This window comes from Bradyrhizobium sp. HKCCYLRH3097, from assembly GCF_051167875.1.
Taxonomy (GTDB): domain Bacteria; phylum Pseudomonadota; class Alphaproteobacteria; order Rhizobiales; family Xanthobacteraceae; genus Bradyrhizobium.
Map to the genome: position 1 here is coordinate 822,393 of NZ_JBNPTX010000001.1, position 23,491 is coordinate 845,883.

The following is a 23,491-nucleotide window of genomic DNA, read 5'->3' on the forward strand; positions in this document are numbered from 1 at the left end:
TCAGATCACGTCGCGGATCGCGCCGTACAGATCGGCCCACGGCTTGCGCTCGCGCACCACCGTTTCGAGATATTCCTGCAGCACGACCGTGTCCTGCACCGGATCCTTGACGATGGCGCCGACGAGGTTCGCCGCCATGCTCTGCGCATCGATCACGCCGGAGCCGAAATGGCCGGCTTCCGCCCAGGCGCCGATGGTCACCGCGATGGCTTCCGCCGTCGACAGCGAGCCCGACGGCGACTTCAGCTTGAGCCGGCCGTCGAGCGTCTGGCCGTCGCGCAGCTCGCGGAACACCGTGACGATGCGCATGATCTCCTGGTCGGCCGGCGCGATCTTCGGCAGCTCGAGACCGCCGCCGATTTCGCCGACGCGCTTGGTGACGATCCTCACCTCCTCATCGAGGTCGGCCGGCAGCGGCAGCACCACGACGTTGAAGCGCCGCTTCAGCGCCGAGGACAATTCGTTGACGCCCTTGTCGCGCGCATTCGCCGTCGCGATCATGTTGAAGCCGCGCCGGGCGTGAACGGCGTCGTTGATCTCCGCGATCGGCATCAGCTTCTCCGACAGCACCGTGATCAGCGTGTCCTGCACGTCCGACGGCATGCGGGTCAGCTCCTCGAAGCGTACGATCCGCCCCGCTTCCATCGCGCGCATCAAGGGCGTCGCCACCATGGCCTCGCGCGAGGGGCCCTTGGCGAGCAGCAGCGCGTAGTTCCAGCCGTAGCGGATCTGGTTCTCGTCGGTGCCGGCCGTGCATTGCACGATCAGCTCGGACGAGCCGGAGATCGCGGCGGCGAGATGTTCGGAGACCCACGACTTCGCCGTGCCGGGCACGCCGAGGATCAGCAGCGCGCGGTCGGTCGCGAGCGTCGCCACCGCGGTCTCGATCAGCCGGCGGTTGCCGATATATTTCGGCGTGATCTCGACACCCGATTTGGTGCGGCCGCCCATCAGATAGGTGACGACCGCCTGCGGCGACAGCCGCCATTGCGCCGGCCGCGCCCGCGTGTCCTCCTGCGCCAACGCCTCGAGCTCGTGGGCATGCAATGCTTCCGCGGAGCGGCGCAACTGGCCGTCGCTTGGGCTCGCATCAGCGTTTGTCATGGGCGTGCTCCGGACTGTTTGATGGTGCGTTACGTCGGCAACGCGAGAACGAGGTCGGCGAAATCCTTGGCCGCGCGCGCGGTCGCGGGGGGCAGCGGGGTGAGCGTGGCGACGAAGGCGGGCATCGTCGCGCGCGGCATCAGCGCAGCCATGAGCACCAGCCGGCCGTCGTCCTTCTGCGCCGCCGGTGTCGTCGCGTCGGCGAGGTCCTGAATCGCCTTCTGCCAGGCCGGCGATGCGAGCACGCGTTCGGCGACCTGCGGCGCGAGCGGCTGGCGGGCCTTCGCCGCCAAGGACATCAGCGCATATCCGTGCAGTGCGTCACCGCCGCAGAGGCGCGCGCCGATGATGCGCAGCACGGTGTCGTCATCGCCCTCGGCCGCGGCGGCATCCATCAGCAGCGTGAGCACGCGGTGCTCGGACGGCGGCAGTGAAGCGATCAGCGCCTCGGGCGGCGCGCCGACCGCCGTGGCGAGCGCGGTGAGCCGCAGCCCGCCGAACAGCCGCTCGCGCAACGCCTCGGCCTCCTGCCATTTCAGGCCGTCGGCCGGCAGCTTGAAGGTCACTGTCGACGCCGCGCCGAGGCCGATCTTGGCCAGCAACGAGCCCGCGCGCTGGAAGCACCGCGCGGCCTCGGTCAGCCGGGCGCCGTGCTCGGTGCGTTCGGCGATCCGGGTCAGGAGCTGTGCGGCGAGCTGCTTGACGCTGTCGGCGCGATCGGCGCTCAGGCTCTCCAGAAACGGCCGATCATCGGGGCCGAGGCCGACCATCAGTGCATCGAGCAGCGCAGCGCGGACCGGCGCGGGCTCGCTCTTCCAGACCGATTCGATCAGCGCGCGGCCGTCGGCGGGATTGTTGCGGCGCTGCTCCGCCACGAAGGCGCGGCGCTGCGTCTTCGGGAAGGTGGTCCAGTTCTCCATGGTGATGCGTTCGAAGAACAGGCCCTTGGTGGCATCGTCATCGGCGTCGGAGGCGATCAGCGCCAGATAGGCGCGCTCGGCGAGGCCTTGGTCCTCGGCATTGGCTTTGATGTGCGGCACGAAATCCGGCAGATCGAATGGATGCAGCCGGCAGCCGGCGGCCTGGATACGGCGCAGCGCGAGCGGCAAGGCGCTCGACGCCAGCGACTTCTCGACGCTGCGCGCCAATGCCTTGAGCGCGCGCCGCGCCGCCTCGGGCAGGATGGGCCGCGCGTCCTGGTGCAGCCGCAGGGCGGCATCCGCCATGGGATCGGCGACAGGCGCCGTCGCGCCGGCGAAGCGCTGCCATTGCGCGGCCAGCGCAAGGAGTGGCAGCGCGGGCTCGCGTCCGTGTGGCAACAGTTCGGCCAGCGCCGGCGGCGTCGTCAAGGGCTGCCGCGCCAGGCCAAGCAGGAAGGATTGGCGCAGGCGGGCATGGCTCTGGGGATCGATCGCGCTCGCCATCGTCAGCCCTCGTGATGCCAGCGGCCGAGCGCCGTTTCGGCGGCCAGCACCTGCGCAATGCGGCCGTCCCACAGGCACAGCAGCGACAGGTCCTCGAGGCCGAGCAGCGGCGTCAGTTGGTCGAACTGGCCGCGCTCCACCGCGATCGCAGCTCCGGCCTCGTCGGCGATGACGAGCGCACCCTTTCCCGCGGTGTGAAGCGTGACGCCCGCGAGCAGCAGCGGCCAGCGATCGAGCCACGGCAGCGCGGCGAGCCGCGCCGTGTAGTCCTGCAGCGCTGGGGCGAGCCCCGGCGATGGCCGCGGCCAGGTCGCGGTCGCCGCGGTCTTGCGGCTCGCCAGCAGCCCGCGCAACGGCGCGGCCGACGGATAGAACACGACCTCGCCGTCGATGATCTCCCCCGGCGCGAACGGAAATCCGGCGCCGCCGCCGGACACCGGCACGAAATCGATCAGCACCGCGGCGCGCGGCTGGCCGGGGTCATCGCCCGTGTTGACGAGCCACGTCTCCAGCCTGCGCAGCTTGTCCGGCTGCACTTCGGACAGGTTGGCGGCAACGATCCACACGCTGCTCGCGCGCGGGGCCGTGGCGTCCGCCAGCAGCTCCTCGCGGCGCAGCGACCAGCCGACCGCGCGTCGGACATCCTCGCGCAGCGGTGCCGGCAGCCGGTCCTGATGCCGGTAGGCCGAGGCGATCAGGGACATGGTGCCGAGCTGCTCGATGGCGAGATCGGCGCGGCGATCCTCTCCGACGCGAAACAGTTCGGATGAGAGCTGGTCGAGCCGCGCAGCGAGGCCGCCGGCCTTGGCGTCGACCAGTCGCGTCGACAGCGTGCGCGCGGCGGACGCGGCGCGGGCGGCGAAATCGGCAAGCCCCTGGTTGAGCTGATCCGCGATCCAGCGCTCCAGCTCGTCGAGTCCGGCGAGGATCGCCGCCTCGCGCTCGGCCCTGATCCGCTCGCGCTGCGCCTCGGCGCGCGCGGCAGCCTTTGGGTCGGCGGGAGCAATCGTCGCGGCCTCTGCCAGGGCGGCATCGAGCGACGGTGGCGCGCCCGCATCATCGCCCTCCGGCTTGGGCTTGCCCGGCGCGCGGCCGCTCGCGCCGCGCCTCCGCGCGCTCCAATCCTCGACCCATTGCGGCGGGCTGGTGGTCTCGAACCGCTCGGGCTTGTCGACCCGCTGCCACAGCACCGCCAGCACGTGCTTGCAGGGAAACTTGCGGCTCGGGCAGGTGCATTTGTAGCCGCTGCCGTCGGCCGCGGCGACCACGCGATACGGCGTCGCGCCGGAGCCCTGGCATTCGCCCCACAGCACCTCGGCATCGCTGCTCGCGGCCAGCATTGGCCAGTTGGCAGGCTTCACGAGCTTCAGCGCTGCGGCGAGTGAGGCCTGATCAGGCGCGAGCCCTTCGATTCGTTCGCGTGTCAGAGACACCCACTCTCCCAACCGGCTGATCGCGCGATGCCGCACTCCCTAGCAGATGGCGGCGGAGCCGCACAACAATTCCAGCGCGATGCCTGCTGATTTCGCTTCGCGTCGCACGGGAAAGAAACTGAGCGATCTGCGCAACGCTCGTCGCGTCACGCGCACGCCGGCGGAACTGCGGAGTTTCCTGGGCGGGCATGAGGCGGGCGCGATATCTCCGACGCCGCGGTGAGCTCGCGCACCGGACGCTCTGAAATCGCCGCCGCTCATACGGAACTACATCGCCGTTGCGCCGTCGGAACGTGAAGCACCGCAGCGCGCTGTAGGGCCTGTTGTCTTCCATCACATCGAATCCCGCTGCTCGCGCGCGCTGTGTTCAGCACGGAGGTCATCAGCACGGCCGCCCTTGGAATTTTTCCCGGCCATGCACTGGTGAGATGCCCGGATCATCCGCGTCGTACTGTAATCCTGCGGTAAGGCCGTGACGCTAGCTTCAACGCGTCCTTGATCGAGGTCACATCGGTTTGCCATCGGCAGCGTGTCATGATGAGCCATTGCTCGCCGTCTCTCGATGTGGCGTTCGATCGGAAGGACATTGGAGCGCCGCCGCAGACCCGAAAGCCCGGCCTGATCAGGTCGGCTCCGTCCCACCTGCGGCACCTTCCATCATGATCTGGCGCCGCATGGCTTCGAACGTCGTCGGAGTCCAGTGAGCAGGCCGTTCGGTTTGTGTCCCAGCCCCACACGTCCGAACGGCCTGCCATGATGGACCTCGCGGCGGTGCTCGCGCTCACATGTTCGTTGTGCATCTGCCATCCGCCGTCTGTAATGATGCGGTAAGCCGCAGACACGAGTCTCCCGCAGCGACGGCCGAGCCGATCGCAAGGAGAACCCAATGAAACGAATTTGCGCGCTTATGATCATGGCCTCGACCATCGCAGGCACGATCGCCACGCCGGCCAACGCTGGCGGGAATCGCGGAGCGGCGGTCGCCGCCGGCGTCGTCGGAGGTCTGGCGATCGGAGCCCTGATCGGTTCGGCGGCAACCGCCCGTTCCGCGCCCACCTATGTCTACAGCTACGACGACTATCCGCCGCCGCGGGTCGTCTATCGTCGTCACCGCGTCTATGAGTACGACGCGGAATACGGCAACTATGGCGACGGCTATTTGTCCGGCTACCGGGACGGCTATTCCGACGGATCCTGGGACAACGACTGAGACCGCCGCCCGAGGACAAGGTCCCGCCGACGCGGGACCTTGTCCTTGGTCCGAATGTTCGGATCCGCTGACGAGGCGGCCGCGTCCGGCGTTGCCTCAACCCTATGGTTCCTTCCGCCGTGTCACCAGGAATGCCACCACCGTTCGTGTGCATCCTGTCCAGCCGAGCAGCCGCGCCTGCACCGCGAACTCGCGCTTGACGTAGGTGCCGGATCGGGCGGCCGCCGCTTCCGCGGCGCCGATGCAATCCGCCTGGTCGCGGAAGCACAGCGAAATCCAGCCTTCGCTGCCAGAGTCCGCACCGGTCTTGTGGATCGAGACGGGCAGACCGTAAGCGGGATGATCAGCGCTGTAAAAGGCGGTTGCGAGCGCGAGGCTCTCGGTGCCGCCGACATGCTCGAGCGGCTTCCCCGTCAACTCCCGCCATTGGCGCGTCGCTTCCCGCGCGGTCTGCTGGTAGAAGGTGCGGCCTTCCTCATAGCCGTGCCTGTTGCGGTAGAAGGCGTGGAGCGGCGCCGCGACGATCGCAGCCAGGACGGCGATCCCGGCCGTCAGCACCGCGATGTTGACGGTGTGGAAGCGCGCGATCGGATAGCCTGCGCCGCAGACGATCACCACGACGAACAGGAACAGCCCCTGCAGCGCCCATAGCGAGGGCAGGTCGGTGCCCATGATCAGCGCGTTGATGACGGGCAGGCCGACCGTGCCGATGGCGATATAGGACAACAGCCGGAGGCCGCCGTCCAGCGCGGCCATCTCCGTGGTGAAAGACCTGATCCTGGCGCCGGCGACGATCAGCCAGGTCACGGCGGGCACGGCCATCGCGGCCGCGAGCCCCAGCAGGAAGAACAGGGCATCCCGCGACGACGTCGCCAGGGTGGAGCGCGCGTGCATCAGCGCATGCTGGATGGGCGCCGCGTCATGTCCGACGAGCCAGTCGAGATGCATCGACAGCGCGGCGAGGCCTGCGGCCGTGGAGATCCATGGCGACGCCGAGGTGAAATAGGCGCGTCGCTGCGGATGCGCCATGGCGGCGAATGCGAAGCTCACCACCAGAAAGATCGAGTAGTACTTGCCGAGCAGCGCGAGCGCGGCCGTCAGGCCGGCGGCGGCCGCCCAGGGCAGCGTTCGCGTTTCGAACGCGCGCAGGAAGCAGTAGGTGGCGAGCGGCCACGTCGCCAATTGCACCGAGTTCGCGTTGAAGCGCTGGGCGTGAAACTGATAGGCTGGCGTCAGCATCAGCAGCAGCAGCACGATCACCCGCTTGTCCCCGACGACGAAGCGGCGCGAAATCAGGTCGACGAACCACAGCGCCAGCGCCGCATTGGTCATCGCCATCAGGTGGAACGACCAGTCGGAAAGAGGGAAGACGGCGGTCCAGGCACCGGCGATCCAGCCCATCAGCGGCGGATGCTTGTCGTAGCCCCAGGCGAACTGCCGTCCGAATGTCCAGGTCTCGATCACGTCGGGATGCAGGCCCGCGCCGGCATAGGCGATCGAGAGATAGGCCGTCCACACGGCCACGAAGCACACCAGCAGCAGCGGCACGGCCCAGCCGGCCTCGATGCCGTCGAGCCAGCGCAGGAACGGACGGCGCCAGGCCGCCGGATGACAGTCCGACCGTTCGGCGACGGTCGAGAACGCAAAGCCATGGAACATGTCGATGTTGATCAATGATGAGGCGACGGATGTGACGCGCGATCGGCAGCCGCGGCCGACAAAGAATGGCGGATCGCCCGGTATGTCCGGTCGATCATGCGGCAGGCTTCATGCGGGCGAATCCTCGGCGCGTATTTGAATGCCAGTCTAGGCCGAGACGATTACGAAAGGCTGACGTCGAAAATCGGATCATCGCGGCATGGCACGTCATACCACTGCAATCGCGCCGGCCGAGAAGTCGTTCAGCTTGCAACTGAGATATCGCGATGGAGGCTCGATCAGCCCTGGCAGATCGGGTCGACTTCGATTGAGCGCTGAAAAAAACAACGGTATCAAAATGCCGTCGACGTAATCCTATTGTAATCCGTCTGTAATGATAGGAACAGCCGATTGTCGATGTTGCGGGAGGATGGCGTGCGCGTTCTGGTCGTTGAGGACGATCCCCAGCTCGGGCTCTGGCTGCGGGATGCACTCGCGACGGCGTTCGGCTCGTCGGACATCGTCACGACGCTCGACGAGGCGCGGGCGGCGATCGCGGTGCGCAATTTCGAGCTCGTGGTGATTGACCGCGGACTACCGGACGGCGACGGGCTGGCGCTATTGCCGGACCTGCGGCAGCAGAAGCCGAGCCCCGCGACCGTGGTGCTGACGGCGCTCGACGATCCCGCCGACATCGCGCGTGCGCTCGACGAGGGCGCGGACGACTACGTCGCCAAGCCGTTCGAGCCGATCGAGCTGGTGGCACGAGCGAGGGCGGTGCTGCGCCGGCTGTTTCTCGACCGCGGCGCGATGGTCTCGATCGCCAATCTGGGCTTCGACATCGTCAATCGCGCGGTCTGCGTCGACCAGGCGCCGATCGTGGTGCCCAGGCGCGAACTGGCGATCCTCGAGGCGCTGGTTCGCCGCAGCGGGCGGGTGGTGCTGCGCGAGACGTTGGAGACCGCGGCCTACGGCTTCGAGGACGAGATCCAGTCGAACGCGATCGAGGCCCATGTGTCGCGGCTGCGCCGCCGCCTGCGCGAAGCCAATTGCAGGGCGACGATCAGGCCGGTGCGCGGCCTCGGCTATCTCCTGAGCGGCGAGTGACGCAGGTGAGGTGGCAGAAGCTCAGCCGTGTCCGCCGCTCCATCACGCTGCTCTCCGCGACGCTGATTGCGGTCGTCACCACCATCATGCTGATCTGCGCCGCTGCCTTGCTGATCCGCTTCGGCGGCGACGATGACGGCACGTGGGGTGCGGCCGACGTTGCCGACGCGCTGAAGGAGGCCGTGGCTCGCGATGCTGGCGGCCAATTGCTCGTGAAGCAGACGCCCCGCCTCGACACGATCATGCAGGACTTCCCGACGTTCTGGTACGTCGTCTCCGACAAGAGCGGCGAGGTGAGCTACGGGCCGATTCCGAAATGGCGGCCGCACAAGGGTCCGTCGTCGCAGAACGGCACCAGCTTCCTGGCCTATGCGATCGACGGCGAGACCCGGCGCCTGAAACGGATGATGGCGGTCCGCAATACGCCGGTCGGCGAGGTCTTGATCGAGACCGGCGGCGTCGCCTACACGTCGACGCAGCTGATGACGGGCACCTTGACCGACGCGACCATCGTCGCGCTTCCGATCATCCTGGTCCTGGTCGCGACCGTGCTGGCCGCGCTGTTGTTCGTGCCGACGCTGATCGCCCGCCCGGTGCGTGCGGTCGCACGCGCGGCCGAGATGATCGACGGCGTGCCCGACGGCCGAAGGCTGCCCGAGCGGGACGCGCCGGCCGAATTGCTGCCGCTGGTCACCGCCTTCAACCGCGCCTTGTCGCGCATCGACCACGCCGCCGAGGCGCAGCGCAACTTCCTGTCCAATGCCGCCCACGAGCTGCGGACCCCGCTGACCAACGCCCGCACCATGCTGGAGGCGGTGCCGGATGCCGGCCTGCGCGCGAAACTGGTCGGCGAGAACCAGAAGCTGTCGTCGATCGTCACCATGCTGCTGCAACTGGCGCGGATTTCGCTGGAGCCGGACGAGCTGGGCGAGATCGACCTGGTCGCGTTGGCGCGGCGCGTCACCGCCGAGCATGTGCCGATGGCGCTGCACTCCGGGCTCGAGATCGGCTTCGCCGGCTGCGATGCGCCGGTCCGGATCCGCGGCTCGGAGCCGGCGATCGCGGTCGCGCTCTCCAACCTGATCAGGAATGCGGTCGCGCATGCCGGCGCGGGCGGTCCGATCCTCGTCGAGGTCGACGCCGCGGCGCGCCTGCGCGTGATCGATTCGGGGCCCGGCCTGCAATCCGATCAGCCCGAACGCCTGCTGCAGCCGTTCGAGCGCGGCCACGCCCGCGGCGAAGGCATGGGGCTCGGGCTTTCGATCGTGTCGCAGGTCATGGCGACGCATCAGGGCCGCGTCGCGCTGCGCGAGACGCCGGGCGGCGGCACCACGGTCGAGCTCAGCTTCGCGCGCGCCGCGCCTTCGCAAGGCGACGCTGCGGATGCGACATTGCCGGCCGTCCGGCGCACGGCCGAGCAGGCGGGATCGCCGCCGCGCGCTTGATGCCGGGACGTCGTTTCCGGCGGCCCGCGCTCAGCGCGGCTCCCTGCTCCGCTGCCACTTCAGGAAGTCGCTGTAGAGTCGCGCGGCCTCGTCCGGCGACATCCTCGCCTGCGCCTTGCGCTCGTCGAGAAACTTGCGGAATTCGGCCGGGTTGGCATCCTGGCCCGGCGACTGCATGGCGCGAGCGCCATCGAGCCATTCCTGCGCCGCCTTGAAGCGGACCAGGCCCTGCACCGGCGCCGACAGCACGGTATCGCGCCATTTCGGATGCCGCGGCGGCGATTGCAGCACCTGGATCTTGCCGAACAGCGCGTCGACGAACCGCGCCGTACGGCGATAGCGCTCGCTGTTCTCCGGCCAATTGTAGACCATCAGCACGGTCGAGGCGGCGACGGTCTCGACCTTGGTGCCCGGCGGCACCAGGTTCGGATATTCCTCGGACGAGAACGACGACGGCAGATAGATGTCCTGCAGCGCGTGGTCATAGGGGACCGTCAAGAGGTGCAGCCGGCCGCCCTCGTTCTTGATGCCCTTGATGATCGGCGCGTCCTTCGACACCGATGCGATCCAGGCATCGCCCTGGCCGTCGATCAGCTTCTGCAGCCCGCCGGTCGGATCGGTCTGGGAGTCGATGTCGGCGCGAATGCCGAGCCGGCGGAAGATCGTGCGCGCCGCCGGCAGGCCGATCGAGCGCTCGGCGAACACCCGCCGTCCATTGAGATCCTCCAGCGAGCGGATCTCGCGCCGCGCGATGATGTGGACGTCGTTGTGGAAGAGCTGCGCGATGTAGCGCACGCGCTGGGCGATGTCTGGAATGTTGTATTCCGTCTTCACGAATTCCAGCGCGTCGGTGGTGACGAAGCCCATGTCGATGTTCTTCAACATGATGATGTCGATGAGGTTCTGCGCCGAGCCCCTGCCGAGGATCGGCAGCACGCGCAGGCTCTCGCCCTCGTCGAGCACCGCGGCCATGTCGGAGCCCATGACCGACATCGGCCCGCCGATCGGCGCGGTGATCACGGTGACGGTGCCGGAGTTCAGCGCCTCGCGGTCCGGCAGCGTACCGACGGCGCCGCCGGTGGGCGGGCGCTGCGGCAATTGCTGCGCTCGGGCGCTGCCAGACAGCGCCACGAGGGATGACAGAACACATGCAAATAGGAATGCGCCAACAGTTACGCGCGCGACACGATTCACCGAACGCTTCCTCGATACATTCTAAATGGACAGTGGACTTAGCAGTTCGATCCCGGCCGAAGTTTGGCCGTGAGGTGGCGATCCGCGAGATGCTGCAAAGTCGCCCGGCCCGCTTCACCGCTGTGCTGAAAATGCGGTGCAGGAGCGTGATCGAGTGTTGCGATCGGGGACCGGCGCTGAGCGCGCCGAATCCTCGATCACAGGCCGTGTTCGGTGGAGAACGACCGTCCTGCGTGCGTGTCGAAACGTCGCACGCCTGGCGCTGAATGGTGGCGCCGCGCGCCGGCGCTCACGCGCTCGCCGCGTCGAGCCGCGCGACCTGGTCCGCGGTCAGCGCGAGCTCCGTCGCCGCCACCAGCGTGTCGACGTGCTCGGGCCTGGTGGCGCTGGCGATCGGCGCCGTCACCGAGGGCTTGGCCAGCAGCCACGCCAGCGCGATCGAGGCCTGCTGCGCTCCGGTCTCCCTTGCGACCGCGTCCAGCGCGGCGAGGATGCGCATGCCGCGTTCGTTCATGTATTTCGGGATGCCGCGCTGTCCGCGCGGGCTCTTGCCGAAATCGGCCTCCGAGCGATACTTGCCGGTGAGGAAGCCGGCGGCCAGCGAGAAGAAGGTGATGACGCCGACGCCGTAGTTCTCGCAGACGCGTTGCAGCGCGCCTTCGTAGGATGCGCGCTCGGCGAGGCTGTATTCCGGCTGCAGGCTCTCATAGCGCGGCAAGCCGCTCTTCGCCGACAGCTCGAGCGCGGCCTGCAGCCGCTCCGCCGAGAAGTTCGAGGCGCCGATGACCCGCACCTTGCCGGCCTTGATCAGCCTGTCATAGGCCGCCAGCGTCTCCTCCTGCGGCGTCGTCTCGTCGTCCTTGTGCGATTGATAGAGATCGATCACGTCGGTCTGCAGCCGGCGCAGGCTGTCCTCCACCGCGCGCGCGATGTAGTCGGCCTTCAGCCCGACCTTGCCGTCGCCCATGTCCATGCCGACCTTGGTGGCGAGGATGACACGATCGCGATTGCCGCGCAGCTTCATCCACTTGCCGATGATGGTCTCGGACTCGCCGCCGCTGTGGCCGGGCACCCAGCGCGAATAGACGTCCGCCGTGTCGAGGAAGTTGATGCCGGACTCCAGCACCTTGTCGAGCAGGCGGAACGAGGCCGCCTCGTCCACCGTCCAGCCGAACACGTTGCAGCCGAAGCAGAGGGGCGGAACGTTGAGGCCGGAACGGCCGAGCGGGCGCATCTTCATGGGAGGCTCTCGATCTGAATGATGTTGGCTGCATCCGTCGCGGACGCCTGCCGCAGATTGCCGTCATTCGTCGCGCGAGACCAGCGCGGCAGGAGCATGGCGGGCCCGCCCGGCCGCATCCAAACCGTGGCACGGCTGCCCCGAAGTGGATCCGGCAGCGTCAGACTTTTCACTCACTTGCCGATGATGGTCGCAGCCTGCGAACGCCTCGCAGCTGGAGACGCGGGGGGCCATGATCAAGGAGTCCGTCTGATGAACACGCTGACCCATGACCAGCTCGGGCTGAGCTCAGATGGCCTCATGATGCCCGATCCGGCCGCGGCGGCGAAGAACACGACGACCAATATGGCTGCGGCTGCCTCGCCTGTCGTGCTGCCGCCCGGCGCGGTGTCGGATCCGGTGGTACACGCCGACGGCTCCGAGACCGTCTCGGTTCACACCGGCGGGCTCACCTTCAACCTCACCTTCGATGCCGCCGCCGCGGCCGCGCCCGAAAGCTTCCGCGCCGGCGTCGAGCAGGCGGCGGCGATCCTGTCCTCGGCGATCACCGATCAGGCCACGGTCAACCTCGCGATCGATTTCGCCGGCACCGGCGGCGGGGCCGGCGCCAATGTCTCCAATGGCGTGTTCGCCAGCTACGCGCAGCTCCGAACCGATCTGCAGGACCACGCGGCGGCCGGCGACACGGTGTTCGACAACCTGCCGACGGGGCGGGCAGTGCAGGGCCATTCCCAGGTGTTCGTCGCCAATGCTCAGGCCAAGGTGCTCGGGCTCATCGATCCAAACAGCACGACGACTGAGGACGGCTTCGCCGTCTTCAACACCGACATCCCGACGCAGTCGCTGGTCGGCGTCGCGCTGCACGAACTGTCGCATGCGCTGGGACGGGTGCCGTCGCCGGGCAATCTCGACATCTTCGACCTGTTCGACTTCACCAAGCCGGGGCAGCATCTGATCAACAACAGCATCAGCTCGGCGCCTCCCGCGTATTTCTCGCTCGACGGCGGGCTCACCAAGATCGCCGACTACGGCCAGATGTCGGACCCGGCCGACTTCCTCAACACCGGCATCCAGGGCGCCCGCGATCCCTTGAACGAATTCTACAATCCGACCACGTCGCAGACGCTGTCGCCGATCGATCTCGTGGTGCTGGAGACGCTCGGCTACAATATCTCGACCCCCGACACGCAGGCCCTGCTCGCCCAGATCCCGCACGCCGCCGGGGTCGCCGCACCGGTGCAGACGCCGCAGCAGGCCGTCGCGATCGCCTCCGCGGTGGCCGCCGAGACGGCCGCCAGCCTCACCAAGCTGGGTGATGCCGCCGGCGCCGCGCAGGTGCTGGCGAATGCCCGGGCCGACGCTGCTGCGCTGAATGGCGCCGATGCCGGCGCGAACCATGACCACGCAACGGCCCATGCGTCCTATTCCGCCGAGCCGCACCACGATCCGATGATGCTCGCGATGCATCTGCACGCGATCAGTGCGAACTGAGGCGGTCGCTACCAGCAGAGGATTGATTGGGCGCGAGAAGGCCATCGCGTAGTCGATCTAAGTCATGCCCGCCATTTCATCGTCGTCATGGCCGGGCTTGCCCCGGCCATCTCCGTCGCAGTCGCCTGAACTGAAAGGCGTGATGTAGCCAAGCGATCGGGCGGATCGGAGGTGCGGTCCGCTCACGATCGATCGCCATGTGTCCGACGCGACAGGTCAGGATCGCTCGCGGTCGCGTTGTCGGTCGAGTTGACGCAAATCGCTCAAGCCGCAGACGGTCAGCCGGCCGGGATCATGCACGCCCTGATCGGTCATCCCGCGCATGTGCCGCGCCAGCGCGCGCCGCGTCCCCTGGTCCAGATCGTGTCTGGCCATGCGGCGATAGATCTGCATCGCTCGCGAGAGCGGCTTGGCAAGTTCGATCCGAGGCATCGAAGTCAACGGAAGCTGGCGGCGATCGTTCCGAATGCCGGCCCATCATCGGAGCCAACTGGTGCGCCGCCGATTTTCGCCCACGCGCAAACGATGCGGATGGTCCTCGCGTTCGGCTCCTACCGATAGACGACGATCGCTGCAGGCGGGTTGACCTCAACCTCGGTCTTCGACCGCCATGTCAAGACATCTCCGGGGCAAAAGCACCAAGTCTCGACGCGTCGCATATTGCACGGTTCACGGGAACTCGCGTATCTTTCAGGTAGCGCGAATACGACGGTGATTACTCGGGGGCGAGGCGATCGTTGGGCGCTGGGGGATCGTTCATGGAAATGAAGTTCGCTTTGCGTGCGGCGCTGACGGGGGCTGCCATTGCGCTGCTCGGTGGATGTGCGATGTCGCCGGAGGGCCTGAATTCGCGCGACGTTGCCGACAGCAAAAGCTTCTCCGAAAGTTACGAGGAGATCTACCGCCGCTTGAGCGAGACCGGCAAGCGCTGTTATCCGCCCGTGCGGGTCTTTGGCAATCCGGGCAACCCGGGCGGGGGACAGATCGAATCTGAAGGCGAGCTACACCGCGACCGCGGCTTTGCGGAGTTTCGCCTGGTCGCAGGCAGCTATGGGGTCCGGATGAACTACTTCGTCTCAGCGCGCATCGAAAAGTCCGGCTCCGGATCGCGCGTGACCATCAAGGTCAGCAACCCGATGGGAGCGGGCCCCCTGAGCGACCGTATCTACCGCTGGGCCGGTGGGGACTCGAGCTGCTAGCTCCGAGCTTCAAGAGCTGCCGTAATGACCAAGAAGCTCGAGCCGATGCATCCCGGAGAGGTTCTGCGCGAGGAGTTCCTGGTTACGCTCGAGATGTGAGCGGGCGCTCTCGCCAAGATTCCGGGCGGCTTGAGGACCGGAGGCTTGGCGTGTCCGCGGGCAGGGGGATCTCAAGCTTCGTGCACTGTCACCGTGACCGCGGGGCGGCGAGCTGGCCGATCGCCCGCCGCGTCCCGGCACGGCAGATCAGGATTGGTCGGAGCCGCGTTGTCGGTCGAGCTTGCGCAGATAGCTGAGGCCGCACACGGTCAGCCGGCCGGGATCATGCACGCCTTGTTCGGCCAGTCCGCGGATATGCCGCGCCAGGGCGCGCCGCGCTCCCTGGTCCAGATCGTGTCTGGCCACGCGACGATAGATCTGCATCGCTCGAACGAGCGGCTTTGCGAGTTCGATCTCAGGCATCCGGGCCAACGGGCGGCGACGGCGATGGTTCCGACGCATCAGGGCGCAGGCGCCGGCTTGGCCGGGCGCAGCGTGACGACGACGGGAATGGCGATCGCGTAGATGGCGACGACCGACAGCCAGATCGCCCCGGGCCATTCGTCCCTGACGGCGAAGTACAGGCTCGAGAAGCCGAGCGGCGCAACGATCGAGGCGAGGCTGACCGTGGCGGCGAGCACGCCCTGGAACTGGCCCTGCAAATGTGCGTCCACCTGCCGGGTGGCGATCGACTGCAGGGCCGGCATGCCCATGCCGCCGAGCGCGAACAGCGGCATCGCGCCAAACACCATCCAGCTCTGGTTGGCGAACGCCATGGCGGTGAGGGCCGTGCAGACACAGGTCACTCCGGTCAGGATGGCGCCGCGCTCGGTCAGCAATCTCACGGCCGGACCGGGAAGGAATATTTGGGCCAGCATCTGGCACACCCCGAAGGTGCCGAGCGACAGGCCGATCCAAAGACCGCTCCAGTGGAAGGTGTCGCCGCCCCACAGCGCCCAGCAGACGCCATAGGCCTCGCCGGTCGCGCTGAACAGGAAGAAGAGGAGAACGACCGGCAGCAGGCTCTTGACGGCGAACACCCAGCGCAGTGGCCGCAGCGGGTTCAGAACTGCGATCTCGATCTTGCCAGGGTCCGGCGGTCGCGATTCCGGCAGCATCAGCAACGCCAGCAGGACGTTGCATCCGTTCAATGCCGCCGCCACGACGAACGGCAGCCGCAGCCAATGGTCGCCGAGCGCGCCGCCGAGCACGGGCCCGATGATGAATCCCATGCCGAACATCGCATTGAGGAGGCCGAAGCGGCGGGCCCGCTGGTCCTCGCGCGAGACGTCGGTGATGTAGGCCGTGGCCACCGAGACGTTGGCACTGGTGACGCCGGCGATGGCGCGGCCGAGCAGGAGCATCCAGAGATCGGGCGCAGCGGCCAGGAACAGGTAGTTGACGATGGCGCCGGCCAGCGAGACCAGCAGCAGCGGGCGCCGGCCGAGCCGATCGCTCAGCGAGCCCAGCACCGGGGCGCAGATGAACTGCATCGCGGCGTAGAGCGCCGTCATGACGCCGAGAAGGAACGGCACGTCGTCGGTGTGGGTCACGTCGTGCAGCAGCGCCGGCAGGATCGGAAAGACCAGCCCGATGCCGACGGCATCGAGCACGATGGTGAGATAGATGACGGCAACAGCCCTGGTCATGGCGCGCTCCGGTTCACGCGAGCCGATGGCGCAAACACGCGCGACCGCTCGCTGGAGCCTGACGATCTGTCAGGCGATCGATGTGATGTGTGGGAGACGCTGGGCCGGTCCATGCCAAAAGGCAGATGGACGGCTTGTACTCGGCCGCAGGCAACGACCGCTTTTCGCGACAGGCGCCATCTACACGCCGAGATCGGGCGGCGCAAGCCGCTTTTTCCGAACGACGATCGGTGCATTCAATGCATATTCATCGATACATCGCCGGAGCTCTGGCTGCAATCTGCAGGCCGACTACGACGCCAGATCGCGAGGCGCGATCTCGGCAAGATTCTCGATCGCATCGAGACGGTGAACAAGCCACGGGCGGTTTGAGCGGACAGGTCGGGCGATGGCAGGCGGACGTGGATGGGCTGCGCGGGACGTCTCGCGATTCGCCCAGCAATGCGCCGTATCTTCACTGCACTCCTGGCCGGTCATCGAGAGTCCCCGTCCTGCCACCATGCGGCTGCGCGTCGTCACGCGTCGTCGGCGGCTGGACGTCGCGTTGGATCAACGGGGTGAGCAGGTGCTCGGCGAGGTAGAGGGACGCAAGCGGTCGCAGGTGCGCATTATCGAAGCTCACGAGACCCTCGCGCCGGTTGCGATCGAGATAGATGAGGCAGCCTTCTCGATTGCAGAAGAAATCATAAAGGCTCTGGTACTCGAATGGTTCGTTGGCCTGGAGCTCGTCTCGAAATGCCTTGTCGATGCCAAGCGCATGCTGGTCGAGGTGCGTCGAGATTCGTGCCGGTGTGAACTGCCAATAGTGCTGCATGACCACCTTGAAGAGGAACGGTTCCCAATGAGGCGCCAGTCCGAGCACGATCACCCGTTTCACGCCGATCCGTTTGATGTCCCGAGACACCTCGCGCAGGTACTCCGTATCGAAGGAATTGTTGAATGAGATGACCACGACATCAGGAACGACCTCTTTGATTGTCGACAGCGCAAAGGAGTTGGACATCTCGCAGTAGTCGGTCGTCAGTCTGGTCAGATCGATCGGGTGTGGACGGCACCCCGACGCATAAACGAGCAGCAGGGACGTATCGGACGGAAGCGTCTTCCGTAAGCCATGGAAGAGATGCGCCGAATGAGAGTCGCCCCAGAGCAGCACCGCTCTGCGAGAGTGGCTGGTGTAGCAGTCCGGGCTGATGCCGTCCCGAGGGACGCGCGTGGGAAGCGCACTCTCGAAGTTGTAGAAGTTGCATTGGTTCTGATTGATTTCCACCAGCTCTTCCCGAGCTGGCGACACGCCCGTGCGGAAGGAATCGAAATAGGCTGCGTAGCTGTTCAGATCGCCCGGCTTGAAGGTCCAGCCGTAGGTCATGGTCAGGGCGCCGATTCCCGCGAGCGTCGCCGAGGCACCGCAGAGCAGTGGGACCGACCGCAAGGGCGATTGCCCAAACCGGATCGGACGTTCCAGAAATCGATAGGTGATCCAGGCCAAACCGGCGCTCAGCGCGATGACGCCGGATCGAAGCGGTGCGGAGCCTGCCTCGCCCATCCAGGCGCGAGTCAGGACGAGCAGAGGCCAATGCCAGAGATAGAGCGGGTAGCTGATCAGCCCGATTCCAACCAGGAAAGGATGCGAGAGAATGCGTCGAGCGACCCAGCTATACGGCCCGGCGCCGACGAGCATGCAGGTCGCTGCGACAGGCAGCAGTGCTGCCCACCCGGGAAATGGCGTATTTCTCGAAATCAGGATCAGGCTCGCCGCCAACAGGACTATTCCCGACGCCGCGAGCCGATCGGAAATGGGTGATCGATGCCCCGCGTCAGGGACAGCGCCGAAGAGCGGCCTGGTGTATGGGGACGACGCGATCGCCAGCAGGCCGCCTGCAAACAGCTCCCATGCGCGCGTGAGCGGGGAGTAGAAGGCCTCGGTCGGGCTGGTGCCCATGGCTTTGATGTTCAGCAGAAATGACCCGACGAGCAGCAGCCCCACGAGGTACGGCAGGGCGCGCTTCCTTGTCCGCCAGCACAGCCACAGCAGCAGCGGCCAGAGGATGTAATATTGCTCTTCGATGCCCAGCGACCATAGGTGAAGCAGCGGCTTCGTTTCCGCGGCCAGGTCGAAATAGTTGGCCTCCTTCCAGAACAGCAGGTTCGCGGCAAATCCGGCGCTCGCCGCAACTTGCTTGCCGAGCTCCTTGTATTCGTCGGTGTACAGAAGAAAGCATCCGAGCAGGAGGGCGGCGAGAAGAACCACGATGAGGGCGGGGAAGATGCGCTTGACGCGACGAGCGTAGAAGGTCCGAACACGAAATGATCCGTTCGCCAGATCCGCAACGATGATCGAGGTGATCAAGAACCCGGATATGACGAAGAAGATGTCGACTCCTATGAAGCCGCCGCGAAGCACATGCGGAAAGGCGTGGAACACGACGACGGACATGACTGCGACAGCTCTCAGTCCGTCGATATCCGGCCTGTAGGCCGTGCCGACCACGGGAACCGGTTTCGAGCCGGCCACTGGCGCGTGCATGTGCGCTCTCTCCCCAAAAGAACGTTCGGCTTCTAATCGTCTTGGCTGCAATCAAACCCGCGAAAATGTCTGTTGTACAATTATGGCGGACAGTGCGGGGCAAACGCAATCATGAATGAGCGTCGTGAGGAGGTGGTCGCCATCGGTGGCGAACGTCGGCCCGTCCGTGCTCATCAGTTCTCTGTCGGCCCGACGGGCAATTCCCGCATCCCCGTCATGCGCAGATTGCCCGTCGAGCCAGTTTGTCGCACGCTGTTCGGCTTGCATCGTCGGGCAAATCAGAACGATGTTTCCGGCCATCCCGCTCGCGATGAAGAGGGACGTTTCGGCCGATCGTCACGGAGCGTAGCAAGCGGGGAGCGATGGACGTGTCGGGTTCGGGGCTTTCGCGCAAGCGGGCCGACGAATGAGCCTGGTGCGTACGGTCAAGTCGCGTGGTCCTGGCCTCCCGATGCTGAGGTCAAGCCGGTCGATGATGCGTCAGACGCGTCTCGCCGGTGATGGGGGCAAGACAGCCCGGTCCCCAGGGAGATCGCGAAGCAGCCGTTAAAACCAGCGCGCGGGGAAGGCCGGGTCGTCCGGCTGGACTCGTGGTACCTGCCGCCTGCATTTTTTTCTGCAGGCGGGCCACGGGCCTCAGTCGAGGTCCGGTCTTCCCCGCGCCCTCTCGTTTGTCGAGGGCGTTGTCGGCAGCATGACCTGGGCGCGAATGGCGTCGCGGGGCTGCGGTGGGCTGTTTGGAGAAATCGTGCAGTGGATGTGGTGCGTGGGCGCGGATACGTCGCGCTCGCGATGCTCATCACGCCTGTGAGGTGGAACGGCCATGCGACACACTGAGTGTCGTCCCGGCCTTGAGCCGGGACCCATCACCACCGGCGGATGTGTGAGGCACGCTGGTGGCTCAGGATGTACCCAACACGTCTCCCTGTGGTTATGGATCCCGGATCTTCGCGCGCGATGCGCGCTCGTCCGGGACGACGGGAGAGTGTGGGGTGCGGGCTTGCCCTTGACGCCGAGATCGGAGGTCGTCCAGCGCGGACTACTTCCTGATCCGCACACCCTTCGTCGTGAAACGCTGCGGTCGCTGCTCCGGGCGCACCGGCCGCCGTGTCGTTGCGGCCTTGCCGGTGCCGGGCGGCTGATGGGCCGGCACCAGTTGGTCCGGACGAGAGCCGATCAGGTCGGCGCGGCCCATCGCGCGCAGCGCGTCGCGCAGCACCGGCCAGTTGTCCGGATCGTGATAGCGCAGGAATGCCTTGTGCAGCCTTCGCTGCCGCAGGCCCTTGATGGCTTCGACCTTGTCACTGCCGCCGTGACGCACGCCGCGCAACGGATTGACACCGGTGTGGTACATCGCCGTTGCGGTCGCCATCGGCGAGGGCAGGAAGGTCTGGACCTGATCGGCGCGGTAGCGGTTCTTCTTCAGCCACAGCGCGAGGTTCATCATGTCCTCGTCTGACGTGCCGGGATGGGCGGCGATGAAATACGGGATCAGGTAGTACTTCTTGCCGGCCTCCTTGGCGGCGGCGTCGAACATCTGCTTGAAGCGGTCATAGCTGCCGATGCCCGGCTTCATCATCTTGTCGAGCGGGCCGCGCTCGGTATGTTCCGGCGCGATCTTGAGATAGCCGCCGACGTGATGCGTGACGAGCTCCTTGATGTAGGCCGGGCTCTCGACCGCGAGGTCGTAGCGCACGCCGGAGGCCACCATCACGCGCTTGACGCCCTTGACCTCGCGCACCTTGCGATAGAGGCGGATGAGATCGTCATGCGAGGTGTTGAGGTTCGGGCAGATCTCCGGAAACACGCAGCTTGGCCGGCGGCACGCAGCCTCGACCTTCGGATCCTTGCAGGCCATCCGGTACATGTTGGCGGTCGGGCCGCCGATGTCGGAGATCACGCCGGTGAAGCCCGGCGTCTTGTCGCGGATGCGCTCGATCTCCTGCAAAATCGAGCCTTCCGAGCGGCTCTGGATGATGCGGCCCTCATGCTCGGTGATCGAGCAGAAGGTGCAGCCGCCGAAGCAGCCGCGCATGATCGTCACCGAGAACTTGATCATGTCCCAGGCCGGGATCTTGGCGTCGCCATAGGACGGATGCGGCGCGCGGGCATAGGGCAGATCGTAGACGCTATCCATCTCCGCCATGGTCAGCGGGATCGGCGGCGGGTTGAGCCAGAGGTCGCGGTCGCCATGACGCTGCACCAGGGGACGCGCATTGCCCGGATTGCTCTCCCGGTGCAGCACGCGCGAGGCGCGGGCATAGGCTTCCTTGTCGGCCTCGACCTGCTCGCAGGACGGCAGCCGGATAACCACGTCGCCCTTCTCGCGCGCAGCGCCTTCGTCGGCGGAGTCGAGATCGTCGGCGTGAAGCTCGACGTAGCCCTCAGGGACTTTGCGGAACAGCGCGGTGCCGCGCACCGACTGGATGTCCTTCGGCGCTTCGCCGCCGGCGATCCGATGCGCGACCTCGATCACCGCACGCTCGGCATTGCCGTAGATCAGGATGTCGGCCTTGGCGTCGGCCAGCACCGAGCGGCGCACCTTGTCGGACCAGTAGTCGTAATGCGCGATGCGGCGCAGCGACGCCTCGATGCCGCCGAGTACGACCGGCACGTCCTTGAACGCCTCGCGGCAGCGCTGCGCATAGACCAGCGTGCAGCGGTCCGGCCGCCTGCCGCCTTCGCCATTGGGCGTATAGGCGTCGTCGCTGCGGATGCGGCGATCGGCGGTGTAGCGGTTGACCATGGAATCCATGTTGCCGCCGGTGACGCCGAAGAACACGCGCGGTTTGCCGAGCGCCTTGAACGGCTCGGCGGAGTGCCAGTCGGGCTGCGAGATGATGCCGACGCGAAAGCCCTGGGCCTCGAGCAGCCGGCCGATGATCGCCATGCCGAAGGAAGGATGGTCGACATAGGCGTCGCCGGTCACCAGCACGATGTCGCAGGCGTCCCAGCCGAGCGCGTCCATCTCCTTGCGGCTCATCGGAAGGAACGGCGCAGGCTTCAGGTCCGCGCGATGGCGCGGCCAGGAACTCAGCGGTGGGGCGGTGAGGGCGATGTTCATCGCCCACGCATAGAGCCGCAGCGCTGCGAGTTCAACCGAAGCCCCGGTCGCAGGCGAGGGCAGGTGGTCAATTTGTCCGGAATGGTTCCCGCGGCGTTGCGCGGGCGACCTGACGTCGCGGTTCCTGCCGTCTCAGTTGAGGTGATGCGACGCGCCGTTGCGGCGCTTGAGCCAGCCATGGCCGAAATAGGCCAGCAGCGCGGCTGCGGCAAGCATGATCCACATCGAGGGCATCTTCGAGCGCGGGCTGCCGCCGGCCTCGCCGACCGTGACGGGGGCCATGCCGGGCTCGGTCATCGACACCAGCCGCAGGCCGGCGGCGTCGGTCGCGCGCCGCATGTCGGCGATGGCGGAGTGGGGCAGCGGGTCGGCGGCGAACAGCCGACCTGTCGCCGGCGCGTCGGACGCGGCGAGGTCGCTCGGCGGCGGCTCCATCGAAGACTGCGCGGCCTGGGTGCCGGAGGGCAGCTGCGCAAAGGAGTTCAGGTTCGCCGGCCGATGCGGCTTCGGTCCGTGCTGCGCCATCCGGTCCGGCTTCTCGGCCTTGTCCATCTTCTTCGGCGTCATGCTCTGCGGCACCGCGACCCGCACCTGCGGCCGCGAATAGGACGCCGGCTGGGTGACGGCCAGCATGCGGTCGGACCAGGCCATATAGGCCTTGCAGAGATCGTTGCAGTACTGGCCGTTGACCATGTCGCCGTTGGCGGGGCCGGCCTGCGCGGCGCCGGGCGCGGCAATGCAGATGACGGAGACCAGCGCGGCGGCCGCTCCGAGCCTCGACGATGTCAAAACAGGCAATGCGCTCAACTGGCCGATCATCGCAATTTCCCCCGTCGCGGTTTCACGCCGTTTGAGGAATAACGACAGCTGGTCTGGTCGAGAGTTGGATCAGATCGCGTCAACATCCGGATGAGTTGAGGTCAATTTGCTGATGCGAGGCGTTATCAATAAGGGGCGGGCTTTGCTGTTCGACATCGACGGCACGCTCGCTGATACCGATGCGCTGCATCTGCAGGCCTTCAACGCGGTGTTCGGGCCATATGGTCATGTGTTCGACCGCGCGCGGGCGGCACGCGAACTGCTCGGCCGATCCAATTTGTCGATCTCCGCCCAATTTCTGCCCGATGAGCCGCCCGAGCGGCGCGCGGCGGTCATGGCGCAGAAGGAGGAGGTGTTTCGCAGCCTCGCCGCCGGCGCGGTGCAGCCGCTGCCGGGCCTGATGGCGCTGCTCGATCGGGCCGCGGCGGCGGCGATTCCAGTGGTGGCCGTGACCAACGCGCCGCGGGCCAATGCCGAGCTGATCCTGCACGGGCTCGGCCTGATGGACCGGTTTCGCGCCGTGGTCATCGGCGACGAGCTGCCGCACGGCAAGCCGCACCCGCTGCCCTATCTGGAAGGCCTGCGCGCGATCGATGCCGTGCCGGAACGGTCGGTCGCCTTCGAGGATTCCCGCGCCGGCATCGCGGCGGCGACGGCGGCCGGCATCGCCACCGTCGGCATGCGCACCAATCTCGGTCACGACGAGCTGATCGCGGCCGGCGCGGCGCTGACCGCGGCTGCGTTCGACGACGCCGGCGTGCTGGATCTGGTGATGGCGCGGCTGGGAGGGAGATTGTGAGCGACGCGTCGCCATCCGGCGATAATGCCGCCTGCGGCGGAGCTGACATGTCGCTGACATCCGGCAACAGCTTGCGGTCACCGCGCTTGCGCCATGGTGTCGATGAACGCGG

The 23,491-nt window shown here is 66.9% G+C and carries 18 protein-coding genes; 6 read left to right on the forward strand and 12 right to left on the reverse strand.

The features are described 5' to 3' along the window. Genes ACQR0U_RS03720 through ACQR0U_RS03730 form a run of 3 tightly spaced genes read right to left on the reverse strand, consistent with a single transcriptional unit; the run spans position 1 to position 3,961 of the window. On the reverse strand, positions 1–1,104 hold the full coding sequence (locus tag ACQR0U_RS03720) for an ATP-binding protein (protein WP_434842620.1): 1,104 nt from the start codon (positions 1,102–1,104) through the stop codon (positions 1–3). 29 nt (positions 1,105–1,133) lie between these two features. Beyond that, positions 1,134–2,528 carry a DUF5691 domain-containing protein gene (locus ACQR0U_RS03725; RefSeq protein WP_434842621.1) on the reverse strand — a complete coding sequence of 465 codons (1,395 nt, stop codon included), beginning with the start codon at positions 2,526–2,528 and terminating at the stop codon, positions 1,134–1,136. Positions 2,529–2,530: 2 nt separating this feature from the next. Beyond that, positions 2,531–3,961, reverse strand: a complete 1,431-nt coding sequence (locus tag ACQR0U_RS03730; RefSeq protein WP_434842622.1) for an SWIM zinc finger family protein — start codon at positions 3,959–3,961, stop codon at positions 2,531–2,533. An 886-nt stretch (positions 3,962–4,847) separates the two neighbouring features. Here ACQR0U_RS03730 and ACQR0U_RS03735 point away from each other — a divergent pair. Continuing rightward, positions 4,848–5,171, forward strand: coding sequence for a hypothetical protein (locus tag ACQR0U_RS03735; protein WP_315715405.1), 324 nt, complete (start codon positions 4,848–4,850; stop codon positions 5,169–5,171). Positions 5,172–5,273: 102 nt separating this feature from the next. Here ACQR0U_RS03735 and ACQR0U_RS03740 read toward each other — a convergent pair whose 3' ends face one another. Next, positions 5,274–6,830 carry a glycosyltransferase family 39 protein gene (locus ACQR0U_RS03740; RefSeq protein WP_434842623.1) on the reverse strand — a complete coding sequence of 519 codons (1,557 nt, stop codon included), beginning with the start codon at positions 6,828–6,830 and terminating at the stop codon, positions 5,274–5,276. A 414-nt stretch (positions 6,831–7,244) separates the two neighbouring features. Here ACQR0U_RS03740 and ACQR0U_RS03745 point away from each other — a divergent pair, with 414 nt between their 5' ends. Both ACQR0U_RS03745 and ACQR0U_RS03750 read left to right on the forward strand, forming a co-directional pair. Further along, positions 7,245–7,916 carry a response regulator transcription factor gene (locus tag ACQR0U_RS03745; protein WP_315715407.1) on the forward strand — a complete coding sequence of 224 codons (672 nt, stop codon included), beginning with the start codon at positions 7,245–7,247 and terminating at the stop codon, positions 7,914–7,916. Continuing rightward, positions 7,913–9,361 carry a sensor histidine kinase gene (locus ACQR0U_RS03750; RefSeq protein WP_434842624.1) on the forward strand — a complete coding sequence of 483 codons (1,449 nt, stop codon included), beginning with the start codon at positions 7,913–7,915 and terminating at the stop codon, positions 9,359–9,361. Before ACQR0U_RS03745 ends, ACQR0U_RS03750 begins: the two co-directional genes overlap by 4 nt. Positions 9,362–9,391: 30 nt before the next feature. Here the strand turns inward: ACQR0U_RS03750 and ACQR0U_RS03755 are convergent, their stop codons facing one another. Both ACQR0U_RS03755 and ACQR0U_RS03760 read right to left on the reverse strand, forming a co-directional pair. Continuing rightward, the gene (locus ACQR0U_RS03755) at positions 9,392–10,504 is read right to left on the reverse strand and encodes a TAXI family TRAP transporter solute-binding subunit (protein WP_434842709.1); all 1,113 of its coding nucleotides are present in this window, start codon (positions 10,502–10,504) and stop codon (positions 9,392–9,394) included. A gap of 340 nt (positions 10,505–10,844) precedes the next feature. Continuing rightward, positions 10,845–11,795 carry an aldo/keto reductase gene (locus ACQR0U_RS03760; protein WP_315715410.1) on the reverse strand — a complete coding sequence of 317 codons (951 nt, stop codon included), beginning with the start codon at positions 11,793–11,795 and terminating at the stop codon, positions 10,845–10,847. Positions 11,796–12,047: 252 nt separating this feature from the next. Here ACQR0U_RS03760 and ACQR0U_RS03765 point away from each other — a divergent pair, with 252 nt between their 5' ends. Then, the gene (locus ACQR0U_RS03765; RefSeq protein ID WP_434842625.1) at positions 12,048–13,286 is read left to right on the forward strand and encodes an NF038122 family metalloprotease; all 1,239 of its coding nucleotides are present in this window, start codon (positions 12,048–12,050) and stop codon (positions 13,284–13,286) included. A gap of 216 nt (positions 13,287–13,502) precedes the next feature. Here ACQR0U_RS03765 and ACQR0U_RS03770 read toward each other — a convergent pair whose 3' ends face one another. After that, positions 13,503–13,679 carry a hypothetical protein gene (locus ACQR0U_RS03770; RefSeq protein WP_434842626.1) on the reverse strand — a complete coding sequence of 59 codons (177 nt, stop codon included), beginning with the start codon at positions 13,677–13,679 and terminating at the stop codon, positions 13,503–13,505. A gap of 365 nt (positions 13,680–14,044) precedes the next feature. Between ACQR0U_RS03770 and ACQR0U_RS03775 the strand changes: the two genes are divergently transcribed. Beyond that, entirely contained in the window at positions 14,045–14,485 is a 441-nt protein-coding gene (locus ACQR0U_RS03775; RefSeq protein WP_316186635.1) for a hypothetical protein, read from the forward strand. A gap of 246 nt (positions 14,486–14,731) precedes the next feature. Here ACQR0U_RS03775 and ACQR0U_RS03780 read toward each other — a convergent pair whose 3' ends face one another. The 5 genes from ACQR0U_RS03780 to ACQR0U_RS03800 all read right to left on the reverse strand — a co-directional run bounded on the left by ACQR0U_RS03780 (position 14,732) and on the right by ACQR0U_RS03800 (position 22,580). Then, positions 14,732–14,947, reverse strand: a complete 216-nt coding sequence (locus ACQR0U_RS03780; RefSeq protein WP_315769653.1) for a hypothetical protein — start codon at positions 14,945–14,947, stop codon at positions 14,732–14,734. Positions 14,948–14,985: 38 nt separating this feature from the next. Further along, entirely contained in the window at positions 14,986–16,173 is a 1,188-nt protein-coding gene (locus ACQR0U_RS03785; RefSeq protein WP_434842627.1) for a TCR/Tet family MFS transporter, read from the reverse strand. 454 nt (positions 16,174–16,627) lie between these two features. Next, positions 16,628–18,697 carry an acyltransferase family protein gene (locus tag ACQR0U_RS03790; protein WP_434842628.1) on the reverse strand — a complete coding sequence of 690 codons (2,070 nt, stop codon included), beginning with the start codon at positions 18,695–18,697 and terminating at the stop codon, positions 16,628–16,630. Between the two features lie 1,039 nt (positions 18,698–19,736). After that, a complete protein-coding gene (locus ACQR0U_RS03795) occupies positions 19,737–21,761 on the reverse strand; it encodes a YgiQ family radical SAM protein (RefSeq protein ID WP_434842629.1) in 2,025 nt (674 codons plus the stop codon). A 132-nt stretch (positions 21,762–21,893) separates the two neighbouring features. Beyond that, positions 21,894–22,580 carry a hypothetical protein gene (locus tag ACQR0U_RS03800; protein ID WP_316169583.1) on the reverse strand — a complete coding sequence of 229 codons (687 nt, stop codon included), beginning with the start codon at positions 22,578–22,580 and terminating at the stop codon, positions 21,894–21,896. 106 nt (positions 22,581–22,686) lie between these two features. On the opposite strand from ACQR0U_RS03800, the gene ACQR0U_RS03805 reads away from it, so the two are divergent. Beyond that, on the forward strand, positions 22,687–23,379 hold the full coding sequence (locus tag ACQR0U_RS03805) for an HAD family hydrolase (protein ID WP_434842630.1): 693 nt from the start codon (positions 22,687–22,689) through the stop codon (positions 23,377–23,379). Positions 23,380–23,491: the final 112 nt, after the last annotated feature.

Excerpts from the sequence above, each read along its gene's own strand:
- ACQR0U_RS03775 (WP_316186635.1), top strand. The coding sequence starts at position 14,045 with ATGGAAATGAAGTTCGCTTTGCGTGCGGCGCTGACGGGGGCTGCCATT.
- ACQR0U_RS03790 (WP_434842628.1), bottom strand. The coding sequence starts at position 18,697 with ATGCACGCGCCAGTGGCCGGCTCGAAACCGGTTCCCGTGGTCGGCACG.
- ACQR0U_RS03780 (WP_315769653.1), bottom strand. The coding sequence starts at position 14,947 with ATGCCTGAGATCGAACTCGCAAAGCCGCTCGTTCGAGCGATGCAGATC.
- ACQR0U_RS03770 (WP_434842626.1), bottom strand. The coding sequence starts at position 13,679 with ATGCAGATCTATCGCCGCATGGCCAGACACGATCTGGACCAGGGGACG.
- ACQR0U_RS03740 (WP_434842623.1), bottom strand. The coding sequence starts at position 6,830 with ATGTTCCATGGCTTTGCGTTCTCGACCGTCGCCGAACGGTCGGACTGT.
- ACQR0U_RS03785 (WP_434842627.1), bottom strand. The coding sequence starts at position 16,173 with ATGACCAGGGCTGTTGCCGTCATCTATCTCACCATCGTGCTCGATGCC.
- ACQR0U_RS03725 (WP_434842621.1), bottom strand. The coding sequence starts at position 2,528 with ATGGCGAGCGCGATCGATCCCCAGAGCCATGCCCGCCTGCGCCAATCC.
- ACQR0U_RS03795 (WP_434842629.1), bottom strand. The coding sequence starts at position 21,761 with ATGAACATCGCCCTCACCGCCCCACCGCTGAGTTCCTGGCCGCGCCAT.
- ACQR0U_RS03765 (WP_434842625.1), top strand. The coding sequence starts at position 12,048 with ATGAACACGCTGACCCATGACCAGCTCGGGCTGAGCTCAGATGGCCTC.
- ACQR0U_RS03760 (WP_315715410.1), bottom strand. The coding sequence starts at position 11,795 with ATGAAGATGCGCCCGCTCGGCCGTTCCGGCCTCAACGTTCCGCCCCTC.
- ACQR0U_RS03800 (WP_316169583.1), bottom strand. The coding sequence starts at position 22,580 with ATGATCGGCCAGTTGAGCGCATTGCCTGTTTTGACATCGTCGAGGCTC.
- ACQR0U_RS03720 (WP_434842620.1), bottom strand. The coding sequence starts at position 1,104 with ATGACAAACGCTGATGCGAGCCCAAGCGACGGCCAGTTGCGCCGCTCC.
- ACQR0U_RS03735 (WP_315715405.1), top strand. The coding sequence starts at position 4,848 with ATGAAACGAATTTGCGCGCTTATGATCATGGCCTCGACCATCGCAGGC.